Raw genomic sequence first — 24,709 nt, forward strand, 5'->3', positions numbered from 1 at the left:
CCTGAGAAACCATCATGCTGCGCGGGTGGCGATATAGGCCGCAGTCCCTGCGAGAATGCCGGCGGCGACGCGGTTCAGCCGCTGCAACGCCTTCGGCTGCTTGAGCAGAACCCGGGCACGCGCGGCGAGCGCGATATAGGGCACGACCACGATGAGCAGAACCACGAAGGTAGCGGCCAGCAGCACGCCGTAGTCCTTGAGGCCGATCGACTCGAGATCGACCAGCGTCGGCACGAGCGCGACATAGAACAGCATGGTCTTGGGATTGCCCAGTGTCACGAACAGGCCGGACAGGAACGACATGGTCATGCTGGTGGAGCGCTGCTCCTCGATGTTCTGCGGCAGCAGCCCACCCGTCCAGAGCTTCCAGGCGATGTAGCCGAGATAGAGCGCGCCGGCGATCTTGATCAGCATGAAGGCGGTGGTGAAGGTCTGGGCGATGAAGGCAAGGCCGAGAATGACCGCCGTCAGATAGACCATATCGCCGAGGATGAGCCCAAGCCCCATGAAGAAGGTCGGCCGGAAGCCGGAGCCGAGCGCGCGGGCGACGATCGCCGTAATGCCGGGACCGGGAATGATGGCGGCAATGAACAAGGCGCCGCTATAGGCGATGAGGACGGCGAGGGTCATGGGAATCTCCTTGGGCACCTCCCTTTTACGCCCAGCCGCATTTTCCGGCAATGGTCCGGCTGGCCGTGCGCTACCGGCACTCTTGTCACCGGGACAAGTGCGATTCTTGCGGCCTCAGGGGGCGGAAGATAAGCCTTCTTTACCGATCCAGCGGAGACATATCGTGCCCGATTTGACCAGCCTTGCCGCCTTCGCCCTCATCGCGCTCGGGATGGTGCTGACGCCAGGGCCGAACATGCTTTATCTCGTCTCCCGCTCGATCTGCCAGGGGCCGGCGGCGGGGCTTGTTTCGCTCGGCGGCGTGGCACTCGGTTTCGTGTTCTATTTGTTTGCCGCCGCACTCGGCATCACAGCGCTGCTGATGGCCGTGCCCTATGCCTATGATGCGTTGCGTTTTGCCGGCGCGCTCTATCTCGCCTGGCTGGCCTGGCAGGCGTTGCGCCCCGGCGGGCGTTCGCCTTTCGCGGTGAAGACCCTGCCGCGCGACGGCAATCGCAAACTCTTCCTCATGGGGCTTCTCACCAATCTGCTGAACCCCAAAGTGGCTGTACTCTATCTCTCGCTGCTGCCGCAGTTCATCGATCCGGCAAGGGGCCATGTCTTCCTGCAGGCGCTGGTGCTGGGCGGCACGCAGATCGTCATCGCCGTCAGCATCAACGGGCTGATAGCCTTGTCCGCCGGCTCGGTGGCCGCCCTTCTCGCCACCCGCCCGCGCTGGGCGCTCGTGCAGCGCTGGCTGATGGGCACCATGCTGGCGGGGCTGGCGCTGCGCATGGCGACGGACGCGGGACGCTGATCAGAACTCTGCCATTGGCGGCAGCGCGAAGGGTTTTTGCGGCAGCAGGCCTTCCGCCCCGCGGAGCATGAGCGCCATACCGCCTTCGTCGGCGATGGCCTCGCCGGTCCAGTCCAGATGATCGGGCGCAAAGTGCACGCGGATTTTTGACGGCGTGATCCGCAGGCTCGCTAGGATATCGGTAAGGGCAGGGATTTGCGCACCGGCCACATCGAACAGTTCGAAGGTTCCGTCTTCACCCTGTTGCCAGGCGATGACGGAACCGTCCTCTTCCATGAGGTCGAGCCGGAGATCCGGCATCAGCGCGGCGTTGAACAGAAACATCTCGACCTGCCGCAGCGGCGCGAAACGATCGGAAACCGGGCGACGACCACTCAGGAGCCGGCGAAGCAATGTCACATCCGCATCATTGGCCATATCGAGTTGCCGCGTTGCGCCAGCCCGGCCGCCTTTTGGTGCCGGGCTTGCGAAACGATGCTGCGCGAGCGCCCGGAAGCCGTAGCGCTCGTAGAGGGTGGGCTTGTCGGTCAGCAGCGCCACGGCTTCAAAACCCTCACTGTCGCAATAGTCGAGGGCGGCTTCCATGACGGAGCGGAACAGGCCGCGCCCGCGAAAATCCGGCCGCACCGCGCCCGATTGCAGTCCCGCGGCGCGGGTGAAATTGCCGTTGATGACCAGCGGCATCGAGAAGGCGCTGATATTGGCGATGCAGGTGCCGGATGCGTCGAACCAGGCGAAGGGCACGCCGGTCGGGTCCGGCCCGCCGAGCCGGTCGAGGATCGTTACATCGATGCCGAACGTGTCGTCGAGCAGGGCGGCAAGCGCCAGCGAAGCCGCCGGATCGCCGAAATAGTTCGCGCGGAAAACGAGCGCAGGATGGCCCGTCATCGTCTCAGCGCACGCCGGTCGAGCCAAAGCCGCCGGCGCCGCGTGCGGTCTCGCTGGCGTCCGTCGCCTCGCGCACGGCTACTTGCGTGACCGGGGCGATCACCATCTGGGCGATGCGCATGCCGCGCTCGATCACAAAGGGCTCTTCGCCGAGATTGACGAGCAGCACTTTCACCTCGCCGCGATAATCGCTGTCGATGGTGCCGGGCGTGTTGAGGCAGGTGATGCCGTTCTTGAAGGCGAGACCTGAACGCGGGCGGATCTGCGCCTCGTAGCCGAAGGGCACTTCGAAGACGAAGCCGGTCGGCACCAGCGTGCGCTTGCTCGGTGCGAGCGTGAGCGGCGCATCGGCTTCCACGGCGGCGCGCAGGTCCATGCCGGCGGCACCCGGCGTCTCATAGGCGGGCAGATCGATGCCCTCGCCATGCGGTAGGCGGACGAGCGAAAGGGTGGGCTGGGCGGGGGCGGTCATGCGGCTATAAGCCGGCCGTGGCGGCAGCGCGTCAATTGCATCTTCGCGGCGGAGCCTGTAAAGACGCCGGCAACTCACAGGATATTGCAGAAAAAATGGCTGAAACCCTCGCCGAGGCGGTCTCCCGCCGCCGCACCTTCGCGATCATCGCGCACCCGGACGCCGGTAAAACCACGCTCACCGAAAAGCTGCTGCTGTTCGGCGGCGCTATCCAGCTCGCCGGCGAAGTGAAGGCAAAGAAGGACCGCATCCAGACGCGGTCGGACTGGATGAAGATCGAGCGCGAGCGCGGCATCTCGGTCGTGACCTCGGTCATGACCTTCGAATATGACGGCAACGTCTTCAACATCCTCGATACGCCCGGCCACGAGGACTTCGCCGACGACACCTACCGCACGCTGACGGCCGTCGATGCCGCCGTCATGGTCATCGACGCTGCCAAGGGTATCGAGCCGCGGACGCTTAAGCTCTTCGAAGTCTGCCGACTGCGCGATATCCCGATCATCACCTTCGTCAACAAGATGGACCGCGAAAGCCGCGATCCCTTCGAAATCCTCGACGAGGTGGAAGAGAAGCTGGCGCTCGATACCGCGCCGGTCACCTGGCCGGTCGGCCGTTCCAAGACGTTTTCCGGTTCCTATCACCTCGCCGACCGCACCTATCGTGGCTCGGACACGCAGGTGCAGCCGACGAAGATGGACGACGCAGCCGAAGTCGCCAAGAGCCTGCCGGAAAACGAGCGCCAGGCCTTCGTCGAAGAAATGGAACTGGCGCGCGAGGCCTGCCGTCCGTTCGACCGCGAAGCCTTCCTCGAAGGTCATATGACACCCGTCTTCTTTGGTTCGGCGCTCCGCAATTTCGGTGTGCGCGATCTCATCAACGCACTCGGCGCCTTCGCGCCGCCGCCGCGTGACCAGATCGCCGATGTGCGCAAGGTCCATGCCGCCGAGGACAAGATGACGGCCTTTGTCTTCAAGATCCAGGCCAACATGGACCCGAACCATCGCGACCGTATCGCCTTTGCCCGCGTCTGCTCCGGCATGCTGGAGCGCGGCATGAAGGTGCGCCTTGCCCGCACCGGCAAGACCATCGGCCTCTCGGCGCCGCAGTTCTTCTTCGCCTCGCAGCGCCAACTGGCCGATACGGCCTATGCCGGCGACGTGGTGGGCATCCCGAACCATGGCACGCTCAGGATCGGCGATACGCTGACGGAAGGCGAAGCGCTGGTCTTCGAAGGCGTGCCGAACTTCGCGCCGGAAATCCTGCGCCGCGTGCGGCTGGAAGACGCGATGAAGGCCAAGAAGCTCAAGGAAGCCTTGCAGCAGATGGCGGAAGAGGGCGTCGTACAGCTCTTCTCGCCGGAAGACGGCTCGCCCGCCATCGTCGGCGTCGTCGGCGCGCTGCAGCTCGACGTTCTGAAGGAACGTCTGCAGCAGGAATATGGCCTGCCCGTCTCCTTCGAGATGTCGCGCTTCTCGGTCTGCCGCTGGATTTCGTCCGATAGCGCCACGGAACTTGACAAGTTTGTCACCCAGCGCCGTGGCGATATCGCGCGCGACCTCGATGGCGACCCTGTATTCCTGGCGCAGGACAGTTTCTCGCTGCGCTACGAGGCGGAGCGTTATCCGGCGATCAAGATGGTGGCCATTAAGGAATATCACGTCACCAAGGCGTAACGCGCGCCTGCCATTTTGCCGCCTGTCACTTTCAAGATGACAGGCGGCTTTTCATTTGCGAAAAGCAATGCTTGGACAGGGGCGTCCGCCGCAAGGCGGGCTGAGAAGCACCCTTTGAACCTGAACCGGATCATGCCGGCGGAGGGAGTCGAACGGGTGCCTCATCGCTTTGCGCCCCACGGCTGCCTCCGTCGCAAGGAGGCTCCATGGCCGAGACGACCATCGCAAACATCCTCTCCATCGCGGGCTCCGACCCCTCCGGCGGCGCCGGCATCCAGGCCGATCTCAAGACCTTCGCGGCACGCGGCACCTATGGCATGGCCGTGCTGACGGCGCTGACGGCGCAGAACACGCAAGGGGTGTCGGGCGTGCATCTCGTGCCGGCGGATTTCGTCGCGGCGCAGATTCGGGATGTCTTCGCCGATGTGCGGGTTCATGCGGTGAAGATCGGCATGATCGCTTCCGCGGATATCGTGGAGGCGGTGGCCAATGCGCTTGCCACCCATCGCAGCACGCCGCTGGTGCTCGATCCCGTCATGGTCGCCAAGGGTGGCGCATCGCTTCTGGCGCGCGAGGCCGTCGATGCCCTGATGCGCCGCCTGCTGCCGCTCGCCACGGTGCTCACGCCCAACCTGCCGGAGGCGGCCGCCCTGCTCGGCGAGGCGGAGGCAACGGACCGGGAGACGATGGCGGATCAGGCGAACCGCCTGCTGGCGCTTGGCCCCAAGGCGGTGCTGCTGAAGGGTGGGCACCTGCCCGGCAACCAGAGCCCGGATGTGCTGGCGACGCGCGATCGCCTGCGCTGGTTCGAGGGCGTGCGCGTCCTGACGCGCAACACCCATGGCACCGGCTGCTCGCTATCGAGCGCCATTGCGGCCGAACTCGGCAAGGGCAAGACGCTGTCGGATGCCGTGGCGGCGGCAAAAAGCTACATTGCCGGCGCCGTGCGCGGCTCGGATGCGCTGACCGTCGGCTCAGGCCACGGCCCGCTGCACCATTTTCACGCGCTCTGGAGCTAGCGATCGGCAAGCGCCAATCGCAGGCCCATCAGGCCGAGCGCGGCGGCGAAGCTGCGCTGGGTCCAGACCATGATCCTCGGCCGGCTCAGCACTTGCTGGCGCAGGCCTGCGGCAAGTGCTGCGTAGAGCGCGAAGACGAGGAAGGTCAGCGCCATGAAGATGGCGCCGAGGATGAGCATGCGCGCAGTGACGTCAGGGGCCTGTGCGGGTACGAATTGCGGCAGGAAGGCCAGGAAGAACAGCGATTGCTTCGGGTTGAAGATATTGGTGAAGATGCCTTTCCGCACGATGCGCGATGCCCGTTCCGCCGGCTGATCCGGCCCGAGATCGAGCGCGCTCGAATCCTTCAGGAGGCTCCAGGCGATGAAGATGAGATAGGCGACGCCCGCGTAGCGCAACACCTCGAAGGCGAGCGCGCTGGCATGCAGCACGGCGGCAAGGCCGACGACGCTGGCGAGGATATGCGGGATGATGCCGAGCGTGCAGCCGAAAGCGGCAAGCAGGCCGGCGCGAAAGCCACCGCTGATGCCGAGCGCCAGCGTATAGATGACGCCGGTGCCGGGCAGCAGGATGACGACGAGCGAGGTGATGAGGAATTCGGTGGTCATGTGATGTTCCATGCTGAGGAGCGTGCAGGAAACACCGGAGCGGCCAGGGTGGTCTTGAACGAAATTGCGGCCAAGCAATTCCAGCAAAAGTGCGGAGCGGTTTTGCGTCCGGAATTGCGAAAAGTCGCTAGGCGAGGGCGGCGTGGTAGGCGCCGGGCGTATAGCCGTAGCGGCGGGTGAAATTGCGCGTCATATGGCTCTGGTCGGCAAAGCCTGCTTGCGCTGCGGCTTCGGCGAGCGGCGTTCCCGCCGCGATCAGCCGGCGGGCCAGCTCGGTGCGGCGCTGGATGAGATAGGCATGCGGCGTCAGCCCGGTCACGCGGGCAAAGTCGCGTACCAGCCGGAAACGGCCAAGCCCGCTTTCTTCCGCAAGGTCTTCGAGGGTGATAGTGGCCGCCGGCATGCTGTCGAGTTTTTCGCGGGCACGATCGACGCCCGAGGCGGCGATGCCGGCCCGTTTTGCCGGCTGTTCGCGCAGCACGGCCGCGAGCAGCAGGAGCAGCCGTTCCTCGTGGCCAAGCGGCGCGGCCTGTTCGTCGAGCAAGGCCGCAAGCGCCGCCGACGCCAGGGCGCCGACACGCCTATCCGCCAGAACCGGTGCATAAAACTCCTCACGCGGCCGGCCTTCGAAAATATCCCGTGCCGCCGCCGCAACGATCTCCGGCCGGAGATACAGCATGCGCCAGGCGCGTGGGGCATCGCCGAAAGGCACGCCATCATGCACTTCGCCGGGATTGACGGTGATCGTGTTGCCGGCCTTCGCCTCGACCCTGCCGCGCCCGCTCGCCGAGGTCTGCGCGCCGCGCTCGATCATGCCAATGCCATAGGTGTCGTGGCTGTGACGTGCGAATGTGTGGCTGCTGTCGGCGACAACGGCCTCGATGCCGTCGATGGCCGTGCGCAGGATCTGGAAGCGCCCGGCGGCCATGCCTCTATTCCTGGGGTGTGCCGGGAAGGGCGGCGGTCTCGCCGAACCAGTCGGCGGCGGAGGAACACCATATCTGCCGCACCGGTTTCAGGTCCGCGCGCTGGTTGATGCTGCCCCAGCGGATGCCCCAGGTCGCTGCCGCCTCTCCCGTTCCCGTCGAGAAAAGCGGTGTGCCGCATTCGGGGCAGAAGGACAGCAGGCGTGGGCGGCCGCTTCCGGCGATCTTGGTGTAGATTTTCGGCTGATTTCCGGTCAGGCGCACGGCCTCGCGCGCGGCACGTACGGTGACGCGATAGGGCGAACCGGTCAGCCGCTGGCAATCCGTGCAATGACAGATCATGACCGCATCGGGATCGATCTCGGCCTCATAGGTCACGAAGCCACAATGGCATTGCCCGTCGATGCGCATGAACAATCCTTCCGCCGTGCGATACGGCGGAAGGATAGAGTTTCACAGGCAGGCGTCAATGCGCTGGCTTGATGAAGGTGCCGTTGCGCAGTTCGCGCATGGCCTGTTCCAGCTCGGCCTGCGTGTTCATCACGATCGGGCCATGCCAGGCGACGGGCTCCTGGATCGGCTTGCCGGAGACGAGCAGGAAGCGGATGCCCTTTTCGCCGGCCTGCACCGTCACCTCGTCGCCGGTGTCGAACACGACCAGCGTGCGGTTGCCTGAGAGGTCGCGGATGTTTAGCTCCTCGCCCTGGAATTCCTTCTCCACCTTCACGCCAAACGGTTTCGACGCATCGCGGAACGTGCCCGAGCCGGCGAAGATATAGGCGAAGGCCGAGCGGTAGGTATCGACCGGCAGGCGCTTGGTCTGACCCGGCGGCACGGAGATGTCGAGATAGACAGGCTCGGCGGCGATGCCATCGACCGGGCCGGTCTTGCCCCAGAAACTGCCGGCGATGATACGAGCCACCGTTCCGTCGTCATCGACGACGACGGGGATATCGCCGGACTTGATATCCTGGTAGCGCGGCGCGGTCATCTTCAGCGACGAGGGCAGGTTGGCCCAGAGCTGGAAGCCGTGCATCTTGCCGGCGAAATCGCCGCGCGGCATTTCCTGGTGCAGGATACCGCTGCCGGCGGTCATCCACTGCACGTCGCCGGCACCCATCACGCCGTGATTGCCGAGGCTGTCGCCATGTTCGACGGAGCCGGCGAGCACATAGGTGATGGTCTCGATGCCGCGATGCGGATGCCAGGGGAAGCCGCGAATGTAATCCTGCGGGTCGTCGTTGCGGAAATCGTCCATCATCAGGAAGGGATCGGTCATGGACGGATCGCCGAAGCCGAAGACGCGGTGCAGCTTCACGCCGGCGCCTTCCATGGCGGGGCGGGCGATGCTTTCGTGTTTGATGGGGCGTATGGACATCGGAAGTCCTTTCGTTTGGAGTGCTGGAGCCCTTATACGCCCAGCCCATCGTTCACGAAATCTGGCCGCCGCAGAACGGACTGTTCACAAAATCCTGTTTCACCAGAAACTGCCGCGCGCGCTGCCCGCCGTCAGAATGACACGCATGGTCTCGCCCCGTTTACATTCGTTAACGCATTTTTACCCATTTGCGTTGAAAATCCGGGCAGTGCCATGGTTAATGCGTCGTATCTCACACCGGTTCGCGCCGGTCCAAACAAGCGGGAAGTGTCATGTGCCGTTGGGCAGCCTATCGCGGAGAGCCGCTTTTCCTTGAGGAACTGGTGTCCTCGCCCGCGCACTCGCTGATCGAGCAATCCCACTGCGCCACCCGCGCCAAGACGGCCACCAATGGCGACGGTTTCGGCATTGCCTGGTATGGCGAGCGCCCGGAGCCCGGCCGCTACCGCGATATCCTGCCCGCCTGGTCGGACTGCAACCTCAGGAGCATTGCAAGCCAGGTCCGCTCGCCGCTCTTCCTCGCCCATGTGCGCGCGGCGACCGGCGGCGGCACGCGGCGCGACAATTGCCATCCCTTCGTCAACGGCATCTGGTCCTTCATGCACAATGGCCAGATCGCCGATTTCGAGCATCTGCGCCGGCCGCTCGAAACCATGCTCGACAACGACCTCTACCACGCCCGCACCGGCTCGACGGATTCAGAGCTGCTGTTCCTGCTGGCGCTGCAATTCGGCCTGGCGCGCGATCCGCTAGGCGCCATGGCCGAGACCATCGCCTTCGTCGAGCGCCTCGCTGCCCATCTCGATCGCCAAGTTCTGGTGAGGTTCACCGCCGCCTTCACGGATGGCAAGCAGCTCTATGCCGTGCGCTATGCGACGGATTACAAGGCCCCGACGCTCTATGCCGCGCCGATGGGCGAGACGGGCGGCTATTGCCTCGTTTCCGAACCCTTGAACGACGATACGGAAGCCTGGGTGGAAATCCCCGACGGCAGCGCCGTCGTTCTCGGCGAAAACGGCGTGGACGTGCGCATCTTCTCGCCCGCCGGCCGTCCGGCCAGCGCCATGGAAGCGAAGCTCAGCCTCGTCAAGTAAGCCGGTGGGCGATCCAGCCGGCGAGGCGATCCGCCACGTCGTCCTTGGAGAGGTCCGGCCATGCCTCGATTCCGTCGCTGGTTATCAGCTTCACGCTGTTGCGCGTCCCGCCCATGATGCCGGTTTCCGGCGAGACGTCATTGGCGATGATCAGGTCCGCACCCTTCTTCTGAAGCTTGATGCGGCCGTTGCTCTCCACGTCCTGCGTTTCCGCGGCAAAGCCGACGACGACCGTCGGGCGCTTGTCGCTGTGGCCGACGGTCTTCAGGATATCCGGATTTTCCGTCAGCATCAGCGGCGGCGGGCCTTCGCCCGGCTGCTTCTTGATCTTCTCGCTGTTCGGTGTCGCCACGCGCCAGTCGGCCACGGCCGCAACCATCACGGCGATATCGGCGGGCAGCCTTGCCAGCACGGCGTCCAGCATCTCGGCCGCCTGCTCGACATGGACGACCTTCACACCCTTGGGATCGGGAATCGTGACGGGACCGGACACGAGCGTCACATCCGCACCGAGCCGCGCGAGAGCTTCGGCAATGGCATGGCCCTGCCGGCCGGAGGAGCGGTTGGCGATGTAGCGCACGGGGTCGATCGGCTCATGGGTCGGGCCCGACGTCACCAAGGCCGTGCGGCCGGCCAGCGGCTTTGTGCCATCATCGAGCAGGCGCTCTACCGCTGCGACGATCTCCATCGGCTCGGCCATGCGCCCGAAGCCGGCTTCGCCGCTTTCCGCCATCTCGCCGGCATTGGGGCCGACGAAGGCGATGCCATCCTTGCGCAGCGTCTCGACATTGCGGCCGGTCGCGGCGTGCGCCCACATTTTCGGGTTCATGGCCGGCGCCACTAGCACCGGACGATCGGTGGCGAGCAGCACGGTCGAGGCCAGGTCGTCGGCAAGGCCGTTCGCCATCTTGGCCATGAGGTCGGCGGTGGCGGGCGCGACGACGATCAGGTCGCAATCACGCGCCAGCCGGATATGCCCGACATCCTGTTCGTCCTCGCGGGAAAACAGCTCCGTATAGACATGGCCCGACGACAGCGCGCCGACGGCCAGCGGCGTCACGAACTGCTGCGCCCCCGCCGTCATGACCGGCCGCACCTCCGCGCCGCGCTCGCGCAGGCGACGGATGAGATCGAGGCTCTTATAGGCGGCGATGCCGCCCGACATGACGAGAAGAATGCGTTTTCCTGCAAGCGGCATGGCAAGTCCCGGACTCAAGAGGCGCAAGTCCGCCCTGGAGAGGACGGTCACCCCGTCCTACCCCGTTGCCGCGGCATTTCCAAGCCTTGGCCGGCGCGGATGCCTTAGTGGCAGACCTTCACCTTCTTGATGATGAGGTTGCCGTAATAGTCGTATTTCTTGACCTTCTTCCAGAAACACTTCGGCTTGTGCCCGTAGTAATGGGTCACGAATTCGACGGTGCCGCCGGTCTGAAGACTCGATCCGTCCGGCATCCTGCCGGCAAATGCGGGTGCGGCGAGGCTGCTGAACGACAAGGCGGCAACGGCGAATAAAAGCGTGATCTTGCGCATGGGACGGCTCCCCTTTTGGCCCTTGGAGAATACGGTCTTGCACTGCAATGCGCCGGTTGTTCCGGCCTTGCTAAAGTAACACCTTCACATGTTGCCGCAAGCCGCAGCTGTGGGCCAAGACGGGGTGGTTCCCCGCTCAGGCGCCCTCGTCTGGAATATTGAGCACATGACCGCACGCCTTGCAGTGCACGGCATCGGCATCATGGCGCGACAGGCCGCATTGCGGGCAGGGGAAGGTCACCTTGTAAGGCCGGACGATCGCCTGGGCGAGGCGTACGAAAAGCGAGATGCCGACGATCATCGTGATGATCGAGGTGAGTTTTCCCAGCGTGCCGGGCAGCGTGATGTCGCCGAAGCCGGTCGTCGTGACCGTCGCGACGGAGAAATAGAGCGCATCAACGAAGCCCGCGAAACCATCGGCGCCGTAGAAGAAGTTGCTGTAAACGAAGCCGGTGACGAGGAAGAGGAAGACGAGGAAATTGACGCAGGCCTGGATGACGTCTTCCAGATAACCATAGCCGATGCGGCGTAAAAGCACCGTCACGAGCTTGCTCTGGCTGATTGCCCAGATGCGCAGCACGCGCAGGAATGCGAAGTTATGCAACTGGTTTGGAAATAGAAGCGTGCCGAGAATGACGATGTCCACCCAGGTCATCGGCCGCAGCAGCCAATAGCGCAGGTTCGGAGCAATCAGCGCCCGCGCAGCAAGCTCGAAGGCGATGACCGCCGCAATCGCATAGTCGATGATGACGTAGGCCGAACCGGTGCGCAGATAGGGCCCGGCGATGAAGAAGACGAGCACCGCGATGTCGATGAACAGCATCGCCAGCTGAAATCGCACTGCCTCCCGGTCCCGCCCGAAATAAAGCCCGCGCAATTGCCGCCGCGCCCGTTCGAGAAAGGGTCGCGGTTCGGTCACGCTCAGCGGTTCGTCAGTCATGACGGAAAGACTAGCGCCAGGCTGGCGCCGGTCAAGCTCAGCCGAGCGTCCAGGCGATATAGACGAGCGTTGCGGCAATGACCCAGAGCGCGATGCGCCCCGAACGGCCATGACGGGCCTCCGAGCGGCCGATCGCTTCAGCGGTCTCGGCGTCGAAACGCAGGCCTTTTTCGGCCATCGAGGTCAGGTCCTGCGAGAGCTTTTCGGCCTTGGCGGCGATCTCGGGGGCGGCTTCGGCGAGGCGGAGGGCGGCGTGGGCGGCGTCGCGCAGGTCGGTCAGCAGGCGCTTGGGGCCGAGATTGTCGCGGATCCAGTCGCCGACGACGCCTTCGGAGGCCTTCCACATGTTGAAGCGGGGGTTCAGCGTGCGCGACACGCCTTCCACCACGACCATGGTCTTCTGCAGCATGACGAGCTCGGTGCGGGTCTCCATGTCGAAGAGTTCCGTCACCTCGAAGAGTAGGGTGAGCAGTTTTGCCATCGAGATCGTCTCGGCCGGCTGGCCATGGATCGGCTCGCCGATCGCGCGGATCGCTTGGGCGAAGCTTGCCGTGTCGTGGTATGAGGGTACGTAACCAGCTTCGAAATGCACATCGGCGACGCGCTGGTAGTCGCGGGTGATGAAGCCGTAAAGGATTTCGGCGAGGAAGCGGCGCTCCTTCTTGCCGAGCCGCCCGACGATGCCCATGTCGACCGCGACGATGACGCCCTGCGGATCGACGAACAGGTTGCCCTGGTGCATGTCGGCATGGAAGAAGCCATCGCGCAGCGTATGGCGCAGGAAAGACTGGATCAGCGTATTGGCGAGTTTGTTGAGATCGTGGCCGGCGGCGCGCAGGCCATCGACATCCGACATCTTGATGCCGTCGATCCATTCCATTGTGACGACGTCACGTCCGGTGCGCTCCCAGTCGACATCAGGCACGCGGAAGCCGGGATCGTCCTTGGTGTTCTCGCCGAGTTCGGAAAGGGCTGCCGCCTCAAGGCGCAGGTCCATCTCGATCTTGGTCGTCTGTTCCAGCGTGCGCGTCACCTCGACGGGTTTCAGCCGGCGCGTGTTGGGCAGGATCTTTTCCTGAAGGCGGGCGGCCGCATACATGGCCTCGAGGTCATGTGTGAAACGCTGGCGCACGCCGGGGCGGATGACCTTCACCGCCACCTTGCGCTCGCCATTGGCATCGCGCACCGTCGCGGGATGGACCTGGGCGATGGAGGCGGCGGCGACGGGATCGCCGAAATCCACATAGAGATCGTCGAGCGTGCGGCCGAGCGAACCCTCGACCGTGGCGACGGCCGCTTCCCGCGGGAAGGTGGCCATTCGGTCCTGCAAAGCGGAAAGCTCCACCGCGATCTCGGCGCCGACGACGTCGGGACGTGTCGCCAGGAACTGACCCATCTTCACATAGGAGGGGCCGAGGCGCTCGATGGCGCGGGCCAGCCGGTCACCGCGGTCTTCGCGCGAGGCCTTGCGGCGCTCCAGCAGGCCGGCAAAGGCATGGGCGGTGCGGGCAAGAGGCGGCATGCCCTCTGTCGGCAGCGCCGAGACGACGCCCTCACGAACGAGAACCCAGCCCACGCGGGCAAGGCGGAGATAGGCGCCGATGACACTCATGCGGAACGATGCTGTCTGGAGGAAAAGCGGGCCATGCTCACAGCTTCCAGCCCGAATGCAGCGCGGCGATGCCGCCCGTGTAATTGGTGTAGGTCACGCGCGAAAAGCCGGCGGTACGGATCATCGCGGCGAAATCTTCCTGGTTGGGAAATTTACGGATCGATTCCACCAGATACTGATAGGGCTCGGCATCGCCGGTGATCATCTTGCCGAATTGCGGGATAGCGTTGAACGACCAGGCATCATAGATCTTGTCGAGCAGCGGCATTTCCACTTCGGAGAATTCCAGCACCAGCAGGCGGCCGCCGCGCTTCAGCACCCGGTAGGCCTCTGACAGCGCCACATCGATGCGCGGCACGTTGCGGATGCCGAAGGCGATCGTATAGGCGTCGAAACTGTTCGCCTCAAAGGGCAGGTCCTCGGCATTGGCCTCGACGAAGTCGAGATTGGCGGACAGGCCCTTCTTCGCCGCCCGGTCGGCGCCGACCGCCAGCATCGAGCCGTTGATGTCGAGCACCGTCGAATGCGCCAGGCGATCGGAGGCCTCAATGATGCGGAAGGCGATGTCGCCGGTGCCGCCGGCAACGTCGAGCGTCCTGTAGGACGCATCCTTGCGCGGATTGAGGCTTGATATCATCGCGTCCTTCCAGGCCCGGTGCAGGCCCGCAGACATCACGTCGTTCATGATGTCGTAGCGCTTGGCGACCTTGTGGAACACGTCGTTGACGAGCGCCTGCTTCTCGCCTTCGCGAACCTCGCGAAAACCGTAGGAGGTTTCCATGCCGCCGTCTGCGGAGGTGCGCTGTTCCGTCATCATCGTCTCCATGGGCCGGTCTGTCGCAGCCATATCGCCACTTAGACCATAGCGATTTGGCTTTGGCCGCGTTATCTGAACGCTTCGCCGGGTATATAGGGCATAGATTGCCGAGAGGGAAATGCCGGAGCGCGGCAAATGCGCCTAAGGTTAAATCCCGTTCAAGGAGACGAACATGCCGGAATTACCGGAAGTGGAAACAGTCAAGCGCGGTCTGGCGCCGGTCATGGAGGGCGCGCGCATCCGCCGGGCGGAGCTACGCCGGCCGGATTTGCGGTTTCCCTTTCCGCCTGCCTTCGCCGAAAAGCTCGAGGGACGACGTGTGACATCGCTTGGCCGGCGCGCCAAATATCTGCTGATCGATGTCGAGGGCGGCGATGTCGTCATCGCCCATCTCGGCATGTCCGGCTCCTTCCGGGTGGAGGGGGCGGATGTCAGCGACACGCCCGGTGACTTCCACCTGCCGCGCAGCAAGGACACCCGCCACGATCACGTCGTCTTTCATCTCGAGACGCCGGAGGGCGAGCGCCGCGTCGTCTATAACGATCCGCGCCGCTTCGGCTTCATGGATATCGCGAAGCGCGAGGAGATTGCCGCCCATGCCTTCTTCCGCGATCTCGGCGCCGAGCCCACCGGCAACACGCTCGACGCCGATTATATCGCCGCGAAATTCCGCGGCCGGCAGACGCCGCTGAAGGCGGCCCTGCTCGACCAGAAGAACATTGCCGGCCTCGGCAATATCTATGTCTGCGAGGCGCTGTGGCGCTCGCATCTTTCACCGGAACGGCTGGCGGGCACGCTGGTGACGGCGGCGGGCAAGCCGAAGAAGGAACTGGTTGCGCTGACCGCGGCGATCCGCCAGGTCATTGCCGACGCCATCGAGGCCGGCGGCTCGACGTTGCGCGACCATATTCGCGCCGACGGCTCGCTCGGCTATTTCCAGCATTCCTTTTCCGCCTATGATCGCGCGGGAGAACCGTGCCGGACACCCGGCTGTACGGGCACGATTGGCCGTATCGTGCAGAGCGGACGATCGACGTTTTACTGTGCCGACTGCCAGAAGTAGAGCCAATGCCAGGAAAAGTGTGAAGCGGTTTTGCGTTCGGCAGAGCGTAACAAAAAGGAGCGAGACGAATGGCCTATGAAACCCTGCTGGTGGAGACACGCGGACGCGTCGGTCTCATCACGCTCAACCGGCCGCAGGCGCTGAACGCGCTGAACCGCAAGCTGCTGGAGGAGCTGAAAAGCGTGCTTGCGGGCTTCGAGGCGGATGCCGGCATCGGCGCTATCGTGCTCACCGGCTCGGAAAAAGCCTTTGCCGCCGGCGCCGATATCAAGGAAATGCAACCCTACGGCTTTGCCGAAGCGGTCGTGGAAGACCTCGCAGCGGGTTGGGACGAGGTTGCGGCCTGCCGCAAGCCGATGATCGCCGCCGTCAGCGGCTTTGCGCTGGGCGGCGGCTGCGAGGTCGCGATGATGTGCGATTTCATCATCGCCTCGGAGACGGCGAAGTTCGGCCAGCCGGAAATCACGCTCGGCATCATTCCCGGCATGGGCGGCACGCAGCGCCTGACGCGCGCGCTCGGCAAGTCCAAGGCGATGGATCTGATCCTGACGGGCCGCATGATGGACGCGGCGGAGGCGGAGCGCTGCGGTCTCGTCGCCCGCGTCGTGGCGCCGGAAAAGCTCCTGGATGAGGCGCTTGCGGCGGCGGAGAAGATCGCAGGCTTCTCGCTGCCTTCCACCATGATGGCCAAGGAGGCGGTGAGTCGCGCCTATGAAACGGTGCTGTCGGAAGGCATGCGCGCCGAGCGCCGGCTGTTCCATGCGCTCTTCGCCACGGAAGACCAGAAGGAGGGCATGACGGCCTTCATCGAGAAGCGCAAGCCTGTGTTCCGCAACCGGTGAATCGTCAGAGGCGGCGTTTCTTGCAGAATCCGCGTTGACGACCCCGCGGTTTCCAGCTATACGCCGCCCACAGTTTGGAAAGCCGAGTTCTGAGGTTTTCCGATATTGCTCCCGAATTGCTTGGATGACAGGTCGCAGTGACCCGGCACAGCGAGGGTGGAGTTCGTGTCAGATTTCTGAAGAGAGGCATACATGGCCAATACCAGCTCGGCAAAGAAGGCGACCCGCAAGATCGCCGCGCGCACCGCAGTCAACAAGTCGCGCCGCTCGCGCGTCCGCAACTTCATCCGCAAGGTCGAAGAAGCCATCGCTTCCGGCGATCAGGCTTCCGCTGCTGCCGCCCTCAAGGCTGCCCAGCCGGAACTGATGCGCGCTGCCACCAAGGGCGTGCTGCATTCCAACACGGCGTCTCGCAAGGTTTCGCGTTTGGCGAACCGCGTCAAGACGATGACGGCGGCCTGATCAGCTCACCTGAGCTATGCAATATTAGTAAAAGCCCGGCGCCTGCGCCGGGCTTTTTGTTTTGTTTTTCGGCCTCGCTATGGTTAATGTGCAAGGCTCGATCGTGTCAAAAGAGTGACGAAGAAAACTATTTAAATTCAGTTACTTGTGAGAGGTTATCCCGTCTCGATGACCTTTCGTAGCGGGAGTTTGACAGCAATCTGAGTCAAGCGAATTTTTATTTTTTTCGTTTTTCCAGCGTCACGAAACTCACCCGAAAACAAAGCCATTGATTCCTAACGGATTCTGTTGCGAGGAGGGCTTCCCGAGTCAAAAACGCTTGTCCGAGTCAACGCCTGCCCCTTAATTTTGCGTAAAATTCGTGATTGATCTTGGGGCGTGATCCTGCCTAAATGCTTTCCACAGGGGGCGCGGACATATCCCGAAAATGATCGCCGGCAAGACTGTCTAACAAGGCAGCGGTGGTTGTTTGTTTCCTGTAACGGAGCCGCCCACGCTTCGTAAAATCATCCAACCGGCAAAGCTTGCCCCAGATGCCCCTGGCACACTGGTAGGGCTTTTTGTGACCTTGGTTGCGCCGGATGAGAGCCGCGAGGACGGCCGGATGAATGCGGGCATGCCCGACGGACGCTCAACGAGGGAGCGGACGGCGTGGCTCACAGACGGACCAAGCGGATCAGGCATGATGCCGGATCTTTCGAGGCCCGAGTTGTGTTTGACAAACAGGACCGTGCTGAAGGTAGGGGGTCGGCACTGTCAGGGACACCAGAACCCGTTCGGGCGATTGGCTCGACACGGACGGGGTATGGCAAACATGGAAGGCGTCGACAGAACTGCCGGCGTGGCGAAGAAGCATGAAAGAAGGCGGCAAGATGCAGATGAATACGGCCAGGACGACTGGTGCATTCGCGAACGGGGAAAATGCACTCAAGGCGCTTCCGGCAGAAGAAGCGACCGCGGCGGGGGTCTCATCCGATATGAAGCAGGACGCGATTTTCGAAAGGGTCAGCGCGCGCCTTAAAGCGCAGGTCGGTCCGGACGTTTTCGCAAGCTGGTTCGGTCGGTTGAAGATCCATTCCGTTTCTAAGAGTGTCGTGCGCCTTTCGGTGCCCACGACGTTTCTGAAGTCCTGGATCAACAATCGTTATCTCGATCTCATCACCAGCCTGTTCCAGCAGGAGGATGCCGAGATCCTCAAGGTGGAAATTCTGGTACGCACCGCGACCCGCGGCGTGCGTCCCGGCAGCGTCGACGAGGCCATTGCCGTTGCAGAACCCGCGCCGCAGGCCCAGCCGCGCCGCGCCGCCGGTGGCCCGCAGCCCGTCGCCAATGCCATTGCTTCGATTGCGCCCGCCGCCCAGCCGCGCGCCCAGCACACGGGCCCGCTCTTCGGCTCCCCGCTCGATCAGCGCTACACGTTCGATGCCTTCGTCGAGGGCACGTCGAACCGCGTCGCCCTTGCCGCCGCCCGCACCATCGCGGAAGCCGGTGCCGGCGCCGTGCGCTTCAACCCGCTCTTCGTCCATTCCAGCGTCGGCCTCGGCAAGACGCATCTTCTCCAGGCCATCGCGCTCGGTGCGCTTTCCAGCGCCCGCAATCCGCGCGTCGTCTATCTGACGGCCGAATATTTCATGTGGCGCTTCGCGACCGCGATCCGCGACAATGACGCGCTCTCGCTGAAGGAGACGCTGCGCAACATCGATCTCCTGATCATCGACGACATGCAGTTCCTGCAGGGCAACTCGATCCAGAACGAATTCTGCCATCTGCTCAACATGCTGCTCGATTCCGCCAAGCAGGTCGTCGTTGCCGCCGACCGCGCGCCGTGGGAACTGGAATCGCTCGATCCGCGGGTGCGTTCGCGCCTCCAGGGTGGCGTCGCCATCGAGATGGAAGCGCCCGACTACGAGATGCGCCTTGAAATCCTCAAGCGCCGCCTGGCCGCAGCCCAGCAGGAAGACGGCTCGCTCGATATCTCGCCGGAAATTCTGAGCCACGTCGCCCGCAACATCACGGCCAGCGGCCGCGAGCTGGAAGGCGCTTTCAACCAGCTGCTGTTCCGCCGCTCCTTCGAGCCGAACCTGACGATCGAGCGCGTCGACGAACTGCTCGGCCATCTCGTCGCCGCCGGCGAGCCGCGCCGCGTGCGCATCGAGGACATCCAGCGCGTCGTTGCCAAGCATTACAACGTCTCGCGCCAGGAACTGGTCTCGAACCGCCGCACCCGCGTCATCGTCAAGCCGCGCCAGATCGCCATGTATCTTTCGAAGACGCTGACGCCGCGCTCCTTCCCGGAAATCGGCCGCCGTTTCGGCGGACGCGATCACACCACGGTTCTGCATGCCGTGCGCAAGATCGAGGAACTGATCTCGGGCGATACCAAGCTTAGCCACGAGATCGAGCTTCTGAAGCGCCTGATCAACGAATAGGCCCTTTCCCTTCTAGCGTGATGCCGTGCCATTCCCTGGATGTGCACGGCGTTCGCATTCTGGACACCGGCATGCGTCTGCTCGTCACCTATATGGAGTTGCGGGAACCGCCGGCGGGCCGTCCGGCGTTGCCGGTACCGGCGGCCCATCTGACGGTCCAGCCGGAACGCCTCTCCGTCGAAGACTATCTGCTCCTCTACCGGGAGATCGGCACGCCGCTTACCTGGGATTCCCGCCTGCACATGCCGCAGGCGGCGCTGGTGGCCTTCCTGTCGGCATCATCGACGACGACCTTCGTCCCGCGCGAGGCGGGGCGGGCGATCGGCCTCTGCGAATTCGATGCCGCCGATACCGAGGATACCGAACTTACGCATTTCGGCCTCATCCCGGCCGCCTATGGCCGGCGCATCGGCCCCTGGCTGCTCGACACGGCGCTGCGGGCCGTCTGGCGTGAGGCGACGCGGCGGATCTGGCTGCATACCGATACCAACGACCACCCGAAGGCGCAGGCGACTTACAGGCGGGCAGGGTTCGAGATTTACAAAGAGCAGATGGAAGATTTTCCGGATTAGCTGCCGCGCACCGCACGGGCCTCCTCCGTCAGCCATTGCCGGAGGCTGGCGACGGCCGGGCGATCCAGCGCGCCGGGCGGATAGACGATGTAGTAGGCGAGCCCTGTCGCGACCCCTCTCGAGAAGGGCGCGATCAGCCGCCGTTCCTGGATTTCCCGCGCCACCAGCGAGAGCCGCACCAGCACCACGCCATCGCCCGCCTTTGCCGCTTCGATCGCGCCATTGCTATCGGTGAAGACGGGGCCGCGTTGGGCGTCGATCTCGGTAATGCCGTTGGATTCCAGCCAGAGCCGCCAGTCCTGCCGGTGCACATCGTGGATCAGCACATGTTTTTCGAGGTCACCAGGCTCGTCGAGCGGTATCCGCTCGCGCAGGGAAGGGGCGATGACGGGCACGAGGTCGTCGTCCAGCAGCCGTTCGCTCACCAGCCCTTCATAGCGGCCGAAACCGTGGCGGATCGCGATATCGACGCCGTCGCGGGCGAAATCGACGAGGCGGTTGGAGGCGCTGATGCGGATATCGGCGCCGGGCAGGCGCTCCTCGAATTTCGGCAGGCGCGGCACCAGCCATTGCGCGGCGAAGGTCGGCGTGCAGCTGATCAAAAGGGTTGCCGGTGAGCGTGCGCGGATCAGCAGTTCCTCCGTCGCCTCGCGCATCAGCCGGAAGGCCGAGCGCATGGCTTTGAAGTAGCCCTCGCCGTCATCCGTCAGGATCAGCCGGCGCGGCTTGCGTTCGAAGAGCCGAACGCCGAGCGCTTCTTCGAGGTCACGGATCTGCAGGCTGACGGCGCCGGGCGTGACCGAAAGCTCGTCGGCGGCAAGAGTGACGGAGAGGTGGCGGGCCGTCGCCTCGAAGGCGCGCAGGCCGGACAGGGAGGGGAGGCGACCGTTCATGATTTAGTTTTCCTCGCTGATATCGGGAAATATGATCGTTTGTCTCAGGCGGAAATTACCGGAATGATAGCGCAAATTCCGGTGCTTCACATCCGGCCTTTTCATCCGGTTTAGAAAAAATCTCTGAGGATACCATCATGTCAAACCGTCCTATGACGACGATCGAATGGGGCCTGCTCATCGCGCTTTCCGCGCTCTGGGGCGGCTCTTTCCTGTTCAACGGCATTCTCGTGCGCGAGCTGCCGCCGCTCACCATCGTCGCCGCCCGCGTGGCGCTGGCGGCGATTGCGCTCTGGACCATCGTGCGCCTGTCCGGCCATGCCGTGCCGCGCAGCCGCGAGGTCTGGCTCGCCTTTCTCGGCATGGGCGTGCTGAACAATGTCATCCCCTTCTCGCTGATCGTCTGGGGCCAGACGCATATCGCCAGCGGCCTCGCCTCTATCCTCAATGCCACGACGCCGCTCTTCGCCGTCATCGTCGCGCATGTGTTGACAGAGGATGAGAAGATGACAGGCGGCCGGCTGGTGGGGGTGCTCGTCGGTTTTGCCGGTGTCGCGCTGATGATCGGCCCTTCGGTGCTGTCGGATCTCGGCACGAATGTGCTGGCGCAGCTGGCTGTGCTCGGGGCTGCCGTGTCCTATGCCTTTGCCGGCATCTGGGGCCGCCGTTTCCGCCGCATGGGCCTGCCGCCGCTGCTGCCGGCCGCAGGGCAGGTGACGGCCTCCGCGCTGATCATGCTGCCCGTGGCGCTGGTCGTCGATCGTCCCTGGACGCTGGCCATGCCCTCGCACGAGGCCTGGTTGGCGCTGTTCGGCCTTGCCGTGCTCGCCACAGCCCTCGCTTATGTCATTTTCTTCCGCATCCTTGCGACGGCGGGGGCGACGAACCTGATGCTGGTGACGTTCCTCATCCCCGTCAGTGCCATCCTGCTCGGCGCGCTGGTTCTGGGCGAGGTGCTGGCGCCCAAGCATTTTGCCGGCATGGCGCTGATCGCCGTCGGCCTTGCAGCCATCGATGGGCGGGTGTTCAAGATGTTTGCGGACAAGCGCCGGTCGGCCTAACAGGCGAGATCGGCGACCACGGCATCGAGGATCAGCATGCCCGCCGGCGTACAGCGCAGGCGGGAATTGCCGAGGCGCTCGATGAAGCCGTGCTCGATGAGGAACTGTTCGCGAGCCGGATCCGGCTCGCGGCCGGACAAGGCCTGCCAGCGCACGAGATCGATGCCTTCTTTCAGGCGCAGCCCCATCAGCAGCAGCTCGTCGGCCTGCGCCTCGCGCTCCAGCAGCTCCTGGTCCACCATGCCGTGGCCCTCGGCCTCGACGAGGCTCAGCCAGCCCTCCGGCTTGCGCTCCGTGGCGGTGGCGATCTTCGCGCCGCCGGTCGTCAGCCGGCCATGCGCGCCGGGGCCGATGCCGACATAGTCGCCGTAACGCCAGTAGGTGAGGTTATGGCGGCTCTCGGAGCCGGGGCGGGCATGGTTGGAGACCTCGTAGGCCGGCATGCCCTCGCGCTCGGTGATCTCCTGCGTCGCCTCATAGAGCACGGCGGATTGCTCGCCATCGGGCACGATCAGCTTGCCGGCCTTGTGCAGCCCGTAGAAGGGCGTGCCCTCCTCGATGGTGAGCTGATAGAGCGAGAGATGGTCGACGGCGTAGGAGACGGCTTCCTTGAGCTCACGGTCCCAGTCCTCGACGGTCTGGTTCGGGCGGGCATAGATCAGGTCGAAGGACATGCGCGGGAAGATGTCGCGCGCCAGGCGGATGGCCTTCAACGCATCGGCGACGTCGTGCAGGCGTCCCAGGAATTTCAGGTCGCGGTCGTTCAGCGCCTGCACGCCTAGAGACACGCGATTGACGCCGGCGGCGCGATAACCGCGAAAACGCTCGGCCTCGACGCTGGAGGGATTGGCCTCCATGGTGATCTCGATACCGTCAGGCACATGCCAGTGGCGGGCGATGCCGTTGAGGATCGCATCCACCGTCTCCGGGGCCATCAGCGAAGGCGTGCCGCCGCCCATGAAGATGCTGGTGACGGTGCGCGAGCCGGTGAGCCGCCGCATCGTCGCCATTTCCTTCAAAAAGGCCTGCACGAAGCGCGGCTGGTCGACCGGCTGGTGGCGCACATGGCTGTTGAAGTCGCAATAGGGGCATTTGGCGGCACAGAACGGCCAGTGCACATAGATGCCGAAGCCGGGATCGGAAAGATCCGGCGTGAAGCTCGGCCGCATATCGAAGGGCACTGCCGTCATGGATCGCTCAAGCCTTCAGGCAGGTTTCGACGAAAATCTTGAAGGCGCGCGCCCGGTGCGACAGCGCCGTGGCATCGCCGGGCTTCCAGCCATGCTTTTCCTCCGCGCTCATCTCGCCGAAGGTCGTCGCGTAGCCTTCCGGTTGGAACACCGGGTCATAGCCAAAGCCCTTGTCGCCACGCGGCGGCCAGACGACGGTGCCTTCCACTTCGCCGCGGAAGAGTTCGGTGTGGCCATCCGGCCAGGCAAGGCAGAGCACGGAAACGAAGCGCGCGGTGCGGTGCTTCGCGTCGGTGGCGCCCTTGTCGGCCAGCGCCTTTTCGACCTTCTCCATCGCCATGGCGAAATCGCGCGTGCCGTCTTCCTTTTCCGCCCAGTTGGCGGTGTAGACGCCCGGCGCACCATCAAGCGCATCGATGACGAGGCCGGAATCGTCCGAAAGGGCCGGCAGGCCCGAGGCCTTGGCGGAGGCGAGCGCCTTGATGGCAGCGTTTTCCTCAAAGGTCGTGCCGGTTTCATCCGGCTCGTCGAACTTCAGTTCGGCGGCGGATTTGGCGGAGAAGCCGAAGGGGCCGATCAGGTCCTCGATCTCGCGAATTTTTCCCGCATTGTGGCTGGCGACGACGATCGTCTTGGTGTCGAGCTTGCGCATCAGGATTCCTAAGCAATGTTCCACAGACCGGGCTCGGCACATTCGAGGCTGTTGCCGGCGGGGTCGCGGAAATAGATGGAGCGGGCGCCGTTCGGCCAGCGAAAGTCCGCTTCGATGGTGATGCCGGCTTCTATGAGCTTTTTCACCCAGAAATCAAGCTCTGGCCCCGGAACCTTGAAGCAGGCGTGTCCCGCACCCGTCGTTCCGTGTACCGGCACGGGGAAGGCGTGGGGCGGCGGAGGGTGGACGGTCTCCTGCGGATTGAAGATCAGGAGAACGCCGGGGCCGCAGCGGAAGAAGACGTGGCGGTTCGCCTGCCGGGTGATCTTTTCGAGCCCCAGAATGCCGCCATAGAAGGCTTCCGCCGCGTCGAGGTCGTCAGCATAGAGCGCTGTTTCGAGAATGCCTTCGATCGCGGCGGTCATGGTCGTGCCTTATCCGGCGATCGCCTGCTTCTGCAGGGCGACGAGTTCGGCGATGCCATTGCGGGCAAGCGTCATCAGGCTGGAGAATTCCTCCTCCGTGAACGGCTTGCCTTCGGCGGTGCCCTGGATCTCGACGATGCCGCCCGAGCCGGTCATGACGAAATTGGCGTCGGTCTCGGCGGCGGAGTCTTCGAGATAGTCGAGGTCGATCACGGACTGGTTGGCGAAGATGCCGCAGGAGATCGCGGCGATATGGTCCTTCAGGACCTTCTCCGTCTTGATCATGTTGCGCGCTTCCATCCATTTCAGGCAGTCATGCAGAGCGATGAAGGCGCCGGTGATCGAGGCGGTGCGCGTGCCGCCATCGGCCTGGATGACGTCGCAGTCGATGGTGATCTGGCGCTCGCCGAGCGCTTCAAGATCGACGATGGCGCGCAGCGACCGGCCGATCAGGCGCTGGATTTCCTGCGTTCGGCCGCCCTGCTTGCCGCTGGCGGCTTCGCGCTTCATGCGGTCGCCGGTGGCGCGCGGCAGCATGCCGTATTCGGCGGTCACCCAACCCTTGCCGCTGTTGCGCAGCCACGGCGGCGTCTTGTCCTCGAGGCTTGCCGTGACCAGCACATGCGTATCGCCGAACTTGACCAGGCAGGATCCCTCGGCATGTTTGGACACGTTGCGCTCGAAGGAAACCTTGCGCATCTGATCGGTTTTTCTGCCGGACGGCCGCATGACGA

Annotated in this window: 27 protein-coding genes and 1 riboswitch; of the genes, 10 read left to right on the top strand and 17 right to left on the bottom strand. The window is 64.2% G+C overall.

Annotated elements, in window-relative coordinates; genetic code table 11:
* Positions 1 to 12 precede the first annotated feature (12 nt).
* Complete coding sequence (locus D0Y60_RS05535; RefSeq protein ID WP_117367625.1) at positions 13 to 630, bottom strand: LysE family translocator; 618 nt, start codon at positions 628 to 630, stop codon at positions 13 to 15.
* A gap of 163 nt (positions 631 to 793) precedes the next feature.
* On the opposite strand from D0Y60_RS05535, the gene D0Y60_RS05540 reads away from it, so the two are divergent.
* Positions 794 to 1,426, top strand: a complete 633-nt coding sequence (locus D0Y60_RS05540) for a LysE family translocator (protein ID WP_199564110.1) — start codon at positions 794 to 796, stop codon at positions 1,424 to 1,426.
* On the opposite strand, the gene D0Y60_RS05545 is transcribed toward D0Y60_RS05540, so the two are convergent.
* The gene (locus D0Y60_RS05545; RefSeq protein ID WP_117367627.1) at positions 1,427 to 2,314 is read right to left on the bottom strand and encodes a GNAT family N-acetyltransferase; all 888 of its coding nucleotides are present in this window, start codon (positions 2,312 to 2,314) and stop codon (positions 1,427 to 1,429) included. It lies immediately after the preceding gene.
* 4 nt (positions 2,315 to 2,318) lie between these two features.
* Entirely contained in the window at positions 2,319 to 2,786 is a 468-nt protein-coding gene (dut, locus tag D0Y60_RS05550; protein WP_117367629.1) for a dUTP diphosphatase, read from the bottom strand.
* A gap of 95 nt (positions 2,787 to 2,881) precedes the next feature.
* On the opposite strand from dut, the gene D0Y60_RS05555 reads away from it, so the two are divergent.
* Positions 2,882 to 4,462 (top strand): peptide chain release factor 3, encoded by a 1,581-nt coding sequence (locus D0Y60_RS05555; RefSeq protein ID WP_117367631.1) that lies wholly within the window; start codon positions 2,882 to 2,884, stop codon positions 4,460 to 4,462.
* Positions 4,463 to 4,529: 67 nt separating this feature from the next.
* Positions 4,530 to 4,626, top strand: a riboswitch (TPP riboswitch).
* 42 nt (positions 4,627 to 4,668) lie between these two features.
* Positions 4,669 to 5,481, top strand: a complete 813-nt coding sequence (gene thiD, locus D0Y60_RS05560) for a bifunctional hydroxymethylpyrimidine kinase/phosphomethylpyrimidine kinase (RefSeq protein ID WP_117367633.1) — start codon at positions 4,669 to 4,671, stop codon at positions 5,479 to 5,481.
* Here the strand turns inward: thiD and D0Y60_RS05565 are convergent.
* The 4 genes from D0Y60_RS05565 to D0Y60_RS05580 form a co-directional block, all read right to left on the bottom strand.
* Positions 5,478 to 6,089 (bottom strand): LysE family translocator, encoded by a 612-nt coding sequence (locus D0Y60_RS05565; protein WP_117368402.1) that lies wholly within the window; start codon positions 6,087 to 6,089, stop codon positions 5,478 to 5,480. The genes thiD and D0Y60_RS05565 overlap by 4 nt on opposite strands.
* Positions 6,090 to 6,216: 127 nt before the next feature.
* On the bottom strand, positions 6,217 to 7,017 hold the full coding sequence (locus D0Y60_RS05570; protein ID WP_117367635.1) for an AraC family transcriptional regulator: 801 nt from the start codon (positions 7,015 to 7,017) through the stop codon (positions 6,217 to 6,219).
* Between the two features lie 4 nt (positions 7,018 to 7,021).
* Entirely contained in the window at positions 7,022 to 7,426 is a 405-nt protein-coding gene (locus D0Y60_RS05575) for a GFA family protein (RefSeq protein ID WP_117367637.1), read from the bottom strand.
* A gap of 55 nt (positions 7,427 to 7,481) precedes the next feature.
* Positions 7,482 to 8,393 carry a pirin family protein gene (locus tag D0Y60_RS05580; RefSeq protein WP_117367639.1) on the bottom strand — a complete coding sequence of 304 codons (912 nt, stop codon included), beginning with the start codon at positions 8,391 to 8,393 and terminating at the stop codon, positions 7,482 to 7,484.
* A 272-nt stretch (positions 8,394 to 8,665) separates the two neighbouring features.
* On the opposite strand from D0Y60_RS05580, the gene D0Y60_RS05585 reads away from it, so the two are divergent.
* Positions 8,666 to 9,487, top strand: coding sequence for a class II glutamine amidotransferase (locus D0Y60_RS05585; protein ID WP_117367641.1), 822 nt, complete (start codon positions 8,666 to 8,668; stop codon positions 9,485 to 9,487).
* Here D0Y60_RS05585 and coaBC read toward each other — a convergent pair.
* The 5 genes from coaBC to ubiE all read right to left on the bottom strand — a co-directional run bounded on the left by coaBC (position 9,480) and on the right by ubiE (position 14,383).
* Positions 9,480 to 10,685, bottom strand: coding sequence for a bifunctional phosphopantothenoylcysteine decarboxylase/phosphopantothenate--cysteine ligase CoaBC (gene coaBC, locus D0Y60_RS05590; protein ID WP_117367643.1), 1,206 nt, complete (start codon positions 10,683 to 10,685; stop codon positions 9,480 to 9,482). The two genes, D0Y60_RS05585 and coaBC, sit on opposite strands and share 8 nt — an antisense overlap.
* A 104-nt stretch (positions 10,686 to 10,789) precedes the next feature.
* Complete coding sequence (locus D0Y60_RS05595) at positions 10,790 to 11,017, bottom strand: hypothetical protein (protein WP_117367645.1); 228 nt, start codon at positions 11,015 to 11,017, stop codon at positions 10,790 to 10,792.
* A gap of 136 nt (positions 11,018 to 11,153) precedes the next feature.
* Complete coding sequence (locus tag D0Y60_RS05600) at positions 11,154 to 11,957, bottom strand: ion channel (protein ID WP_117367647.1); 804 nt, start codon at positions 11,955 to 11,957, stop codon at positions 11,154 to 11,156.
* A 37-nt stretch (positions 11,958 to 11,994) separates the two neighbouring features.
* A complete protein-coding gene (gene ubiB, locus D0Y60_RS05605) occupies positions 11,995 to 13,569 on the bottom strand; it encodes a 2-polyprenylphenol 6-hydroxylase (protein WP_117367649.1) in 1,575 nt (524 codons plus the stop codon).
* A gap of 37 nt (positions 13,570 to 13,606) precedes the next feature.
* On the bottom strand, positions 13,607 to 14,383 hold the full coding sequence (ubiE, locus tag D0Y60_RS05610) for a bifunctional demethylmenaquinone methyltransferase/2-methoxy-6-polyprenyl-1,4-benzoquinol methylase UbiE (protein WP_117367651.1): 777 nt from the start codon (positions 14,381 to 14,383) through the stop codon (positions 13,607 to 13,609).
* A gap of 175 nt (positions 14,384 to 14,558) precedes the next feature.
* Between ubiE and mutM the strand changes: the two genes are divergently transcribed.
* From mutM to D0Y60_RS05635, 5 genes are all read left to right on the top strand, one after another.
* Positions 14,559 to 15,449, top strand: coding sequence for a bifunctional DNA-formamidopyrimidine glycosylase/DNA-(apurinic or apyrimidinic site) lyase (mutM, locus tag D0Y60_RS05615; RefSeq protein WP_117367653.1), 891 nt, complete (start codon positions 14,559 to 14,561; stop codon positions 15,447 to 15,449).
* 68 nt (positions 15,450 to 15,517) lie between these two features.
* Positions 15,518 to 16,291: an enoyl-CoA hydratase gene (locus D0Y60_RS05620; RefSeq protein ID WP_117367655.1), complete on the top strand. Its 774-nt coding sequence runs from the start codon at positions 15,518 to 15,520 to the stop codon at positions 16,289 to 16,291.
* Positions 16,292 to 16,483: 192 nt separating this feature from the next.
* On the top strand, positions 16,484 to 16,753 hold the full coding sequence (gene rpsT / locus D0Y60_RS05625) for a 30S ribosomal protein S20 (protein ID WP_117367657.1): 270 nt from the start codon (positions 16,484 to 16,486) through the stop codon (positions 16,751 to 16,753).
* 872 nt (positions 16,754 to 17,625) lie between these two features.
* The gene (gene dnaA / locus D0Y60_RS05630; RefSeq protein WP_245409096.1) at positions 17,626 to 19,182 is read left to right on the top strand and encodes a chromosomal replication initiator protein DnaA; all 1,557 of its coding nucleotides are present in this window, start codon (positions 17,626 to 17,628) and stop codon (positions 19,180 to 19,182) included.
* A gap of 71 nt (positions 19,183 to 19,253) precedes the next feature.
* On the top strand, positions 19,254 to 19,754 hold the full coding sequence (locus D0Y60_RS05635; RefSeq protein ID WP_117368406.1) for a GNAT family N-acetyltransferase: 501 nt from the start codon (positions 19,254 to 19,256) through the stop codon (positions 19,752 to 19,754).
* On the opposite strand, the gene gcvA is transcribed toward D0Y60_RS05635, so the two are convergent.
* The gene (gene gcvA, locus D0Y60_RS05640) at positions 19,751 to 20,647 is read right to left on the bottom strand and encodes a transcriptional regulator GcvA (RefSeq protein ID WP_117367659.1); all 897 of its coding nucleotides are present in this window, start codon (positions 20,645 to 20,647) and stop codon (positions 19,751 to 19,753) included. The two genes, D0Y60_RS05635 and gcvA, sit on opposite strands and share 4 nt — an antisense overlap.
* 137 nt (positions 20,648 to 20,784) lie before the next feature.
* Between gcvA and D0Y60_RS05645 the strand changes: the two genes are divergently transcribed.
* Entirely contained in the window at positions 20,785 to 21,708 is a 924-nt protein-coding gene (locus D0Y60_RS05645; protein ID WP_245409097.1) for a DMT family transporter, read from the top strand.
* Here D0Y60_RS05645 and hemW read toward each other — a convergent pair.
* Genes hemW through rph form a run of 4 tightly spaced genes read right to left on the bottom strand, consistent with a single transcriptional unit; the run spans position 21,705 to position 24,704 of the window.
* The gene (gene hemW / locus D0Y60_RS05650; protein WP_245409098.1) at positions 21,705 to 22,898 is read right to left on the bottom strand and encodes a radical SAM family heme chaperone HemW; all 1,194 of its coding nucleotides are present in this window, start codon (positions 22,896 to 22,898) and stop codon (positions 21,705 to 21,707) included. The two genes, D0Y60_RS05645 and hemW, sit on opposite strands and share 4 nt — an antisense overlap.
* Before the next feature lie 7 nt (positions 22,899 to 22,905).
* Positions 22,906 to 23,550: an RdgB/HAM1 family non-canonical purine NTP pyrophosphatase gene (gene rdgB / locus D0Y60_RS05655; RefSeq protein ID WP_117367663.1), complete on the bottom strand. Its 645-nt coding sequence runs from the start codon at positions 23,548 to 23,550 to the stop codon at positions 22,906 to 22,908.
* An 8-nt stretch (positions 23,551 to 23,558) separates the two neighbouring features.
* The gene (locus D0Y60_RS05660; RefSeq protein ID WP_117367665.1) at positions 23,559 to 23,975 is read right to left on the bottom strand and encodes a VOC family protein; all 417 of its coding nucleotides are present in this window, start codon (positions 23,973 to 23,975) and stop codon (positions 23,559 to 23,561) included.
* A 9-nt stretch (positions 23,976 to 23,984) separates the two neighbouring features.
* Positions 23,985 to 24,704 (bottom strand): ribonuclease PH, encoded by a 720-nt coding sequence (gene rph / locus D0Y60_RS05665; RefSeq protein WP_117368410.1) that lies wholly within the window; start codon positions 24,702 to 24,704, stop codon positions 23,985 to 23,987.
* Positions 24,705 to 24,709 lie beyond the last annotated feature (5 nt).

It is taken from the genome of Shinella sp. WSJ-2 (assembly GCF_003432075.1).
Lineage (GTDB): Bacteria > Pseudomonadota > Alphaproteobacteria > Rhizobiales > Rhizobiaceae > Shinella.

Coding starts and splice junctions, on each gene's coding strand:
- D0Y60_RS05535 (WP_117367625.1), bottom strand. CDS start 630: ATGACCCTCGCCGTCCTCATCGCCTATAGCGGCGCCTTGTTCATTGCC.
- D0Y60_RS05545 (WP_117367627.1), bottom strand. CDS start 2,314: ATGACGGGCCATCCTGCGCTCGTTTTCCGCGCGAACTATTTCGGCGAT.
- dut (WP_117367629.1), bottom strand. CDS start 2,786: ATGACCGCCCCCGCCCAGCCCACCCTTTCGCTCGTCCGCCTACCGCAT.
- D0Y60_RS05555 (WP_117367631.1), top strand. CDS start 2,882: ATGGCTGAAACCCTCGCCGAGGCGGTCTCCCGCCGCCGCACCTTCGCG.
- thiD (WP_117367633.1), top strand. CDS start 4,669: ATGGCCGAGACGACCATCGCAAACATCCTCTCCATCGCGGGCTCCGAC.
- D0Y60_RS05565 (WP_117368402.1), bottom strand. CDS start 6,089: ATGACCACCGAATTCCTCATCACCTCGCTCGTCGTCATCCTGCTGCCC.
- D0Y60_RS05570 (WP_117367635.1), bottom strand. CDS start 7,017: ATGGCCGCCGGGCGCTTCCAGATCCTGCGCACGGCCATCGACGGCATC.
- D0Y60_RS05575 (WP_117367637.1), bottom strand. CDS start 7,426: ATGCGCATCGACGGGCAATGCCATTGTGGCTTCGTGACCTATGAGGCC.
- D0Y60_RS05580 (WP_117367639.1), bottom strand. CDS start 8,393: ATGTCCATACGCCCCATCAAACACGAAAGCATCGCCCGCCCCGCCATG.
- D0Y60_RS05585 (WP_117367641.1), top strand. CDS start 8,666: ATGTGCCGTTGGGCAGCCTATCGCGGAGAGCCGCTTTTCCTTGAGGAA.
- coaBC (WP_117367643.1), bottom strand. CDS start 10,685: ATGCCGCTTGCAGGAAAACGCATTCTTCTCGTCATGTCGGGCGGCATC.
- D0Y60_RS05595 (WP_117367645.1), bottom strand. CDS start 11,017: ATGCGCAAGATCACGCTTTTATTCGCCGTTGCCGCCTTGTCGTTCAGC.
- D0Y60_RS05600 (WP_117367647.1), bottom strand. CDS start 11,957: ATGACTGACGAACCGCTGAGCGTGACCGAACCGCGACCCTTTCTCGAA.
- ubiB (WP_117367649.1), bottom strand. CDS start 13,569: ATGAGTGTCATCGGCGCCTATCTCCGCCTTGCCCGCGTGGGCTGGGTT.
- ubiE (WP_117367651.1), bottom strand. CDS start 14,383: ATGACGGAACAGCGCACCTCCGCAGACGGCGGCATGGAAACCTCCTAC.
- mutM (WP_117367653.1), top strand. CDS start 14,559: ATGCCGGAATTACCGGAAGTGGAAACAGTCAAGCGCGGTCTGGCGCCG.
- D0Y60_RS05620 (WP_117367655.1), top strand. CDS start 15,518: ATGGCCTATGAAACCCTGCTGGTGGAGACACGCGGACGCGTCGGTCTC.
- rpsT (WP_117367657.1), top strand. CDS start 16,484: ATGGCCAATACCAGCTCGGCAAAGAAGGCGACCCGCAAGATCGCCGCG.
- dnaA (WP_245409096.1), top strand. CDS start 17,626: ATGCAGATGAATACGGCCAGGACGACTGGTGCATTCGCGAACGGGGAA.
- D0Y60_RS05635 (WP_117368406.1), top strand. CDS start 19,254: ATGCGTCTGCTCGTCACCTATATGGAGTTGCGGGAACCGCCGGCGGGC.
- gcvA (WP_117367659.1), bottom strand. CDS start 20,647: ATGAACGGTCGCCTCCCCTCCCTGTCCGGCCTGCGCGCCTTCGAGGCG.
- D0Y60_RS05645 (WP_245409097.1), top strand. CDS start 20,785: ATGTCAAACCGTCCTATGACGACGATCGAATGGGGCCTGCTCATCGCG.
- hemW (WP_245409098.1), bottom strand. CDS start 22,898: ATGACGGCAGTGCCCTTCGATATGCGGCCGAGCTTCACGCCGGATCTT.
- rdgB (WP_117367663.1), bottom strand. CDS start 23,550: ATGCGCAAGCTCGACACCAAGACGATCGTCGTCGCCAGCCACAATGCG.
- D0Y60_RS05660 (WP_117367665.1), bottom strand. CDS start 23,975: ATGACCGCCGCGATCGAAGGCATTCTCGAAACAGCGCTCTATGCTGAC.
- rph (WP_117368410.1), bottom strand. CDS start 24,704: ATGCGGCCGTCCGGCAGAAAAACCGATCAGATGCGCAAGGTTTCCTTC.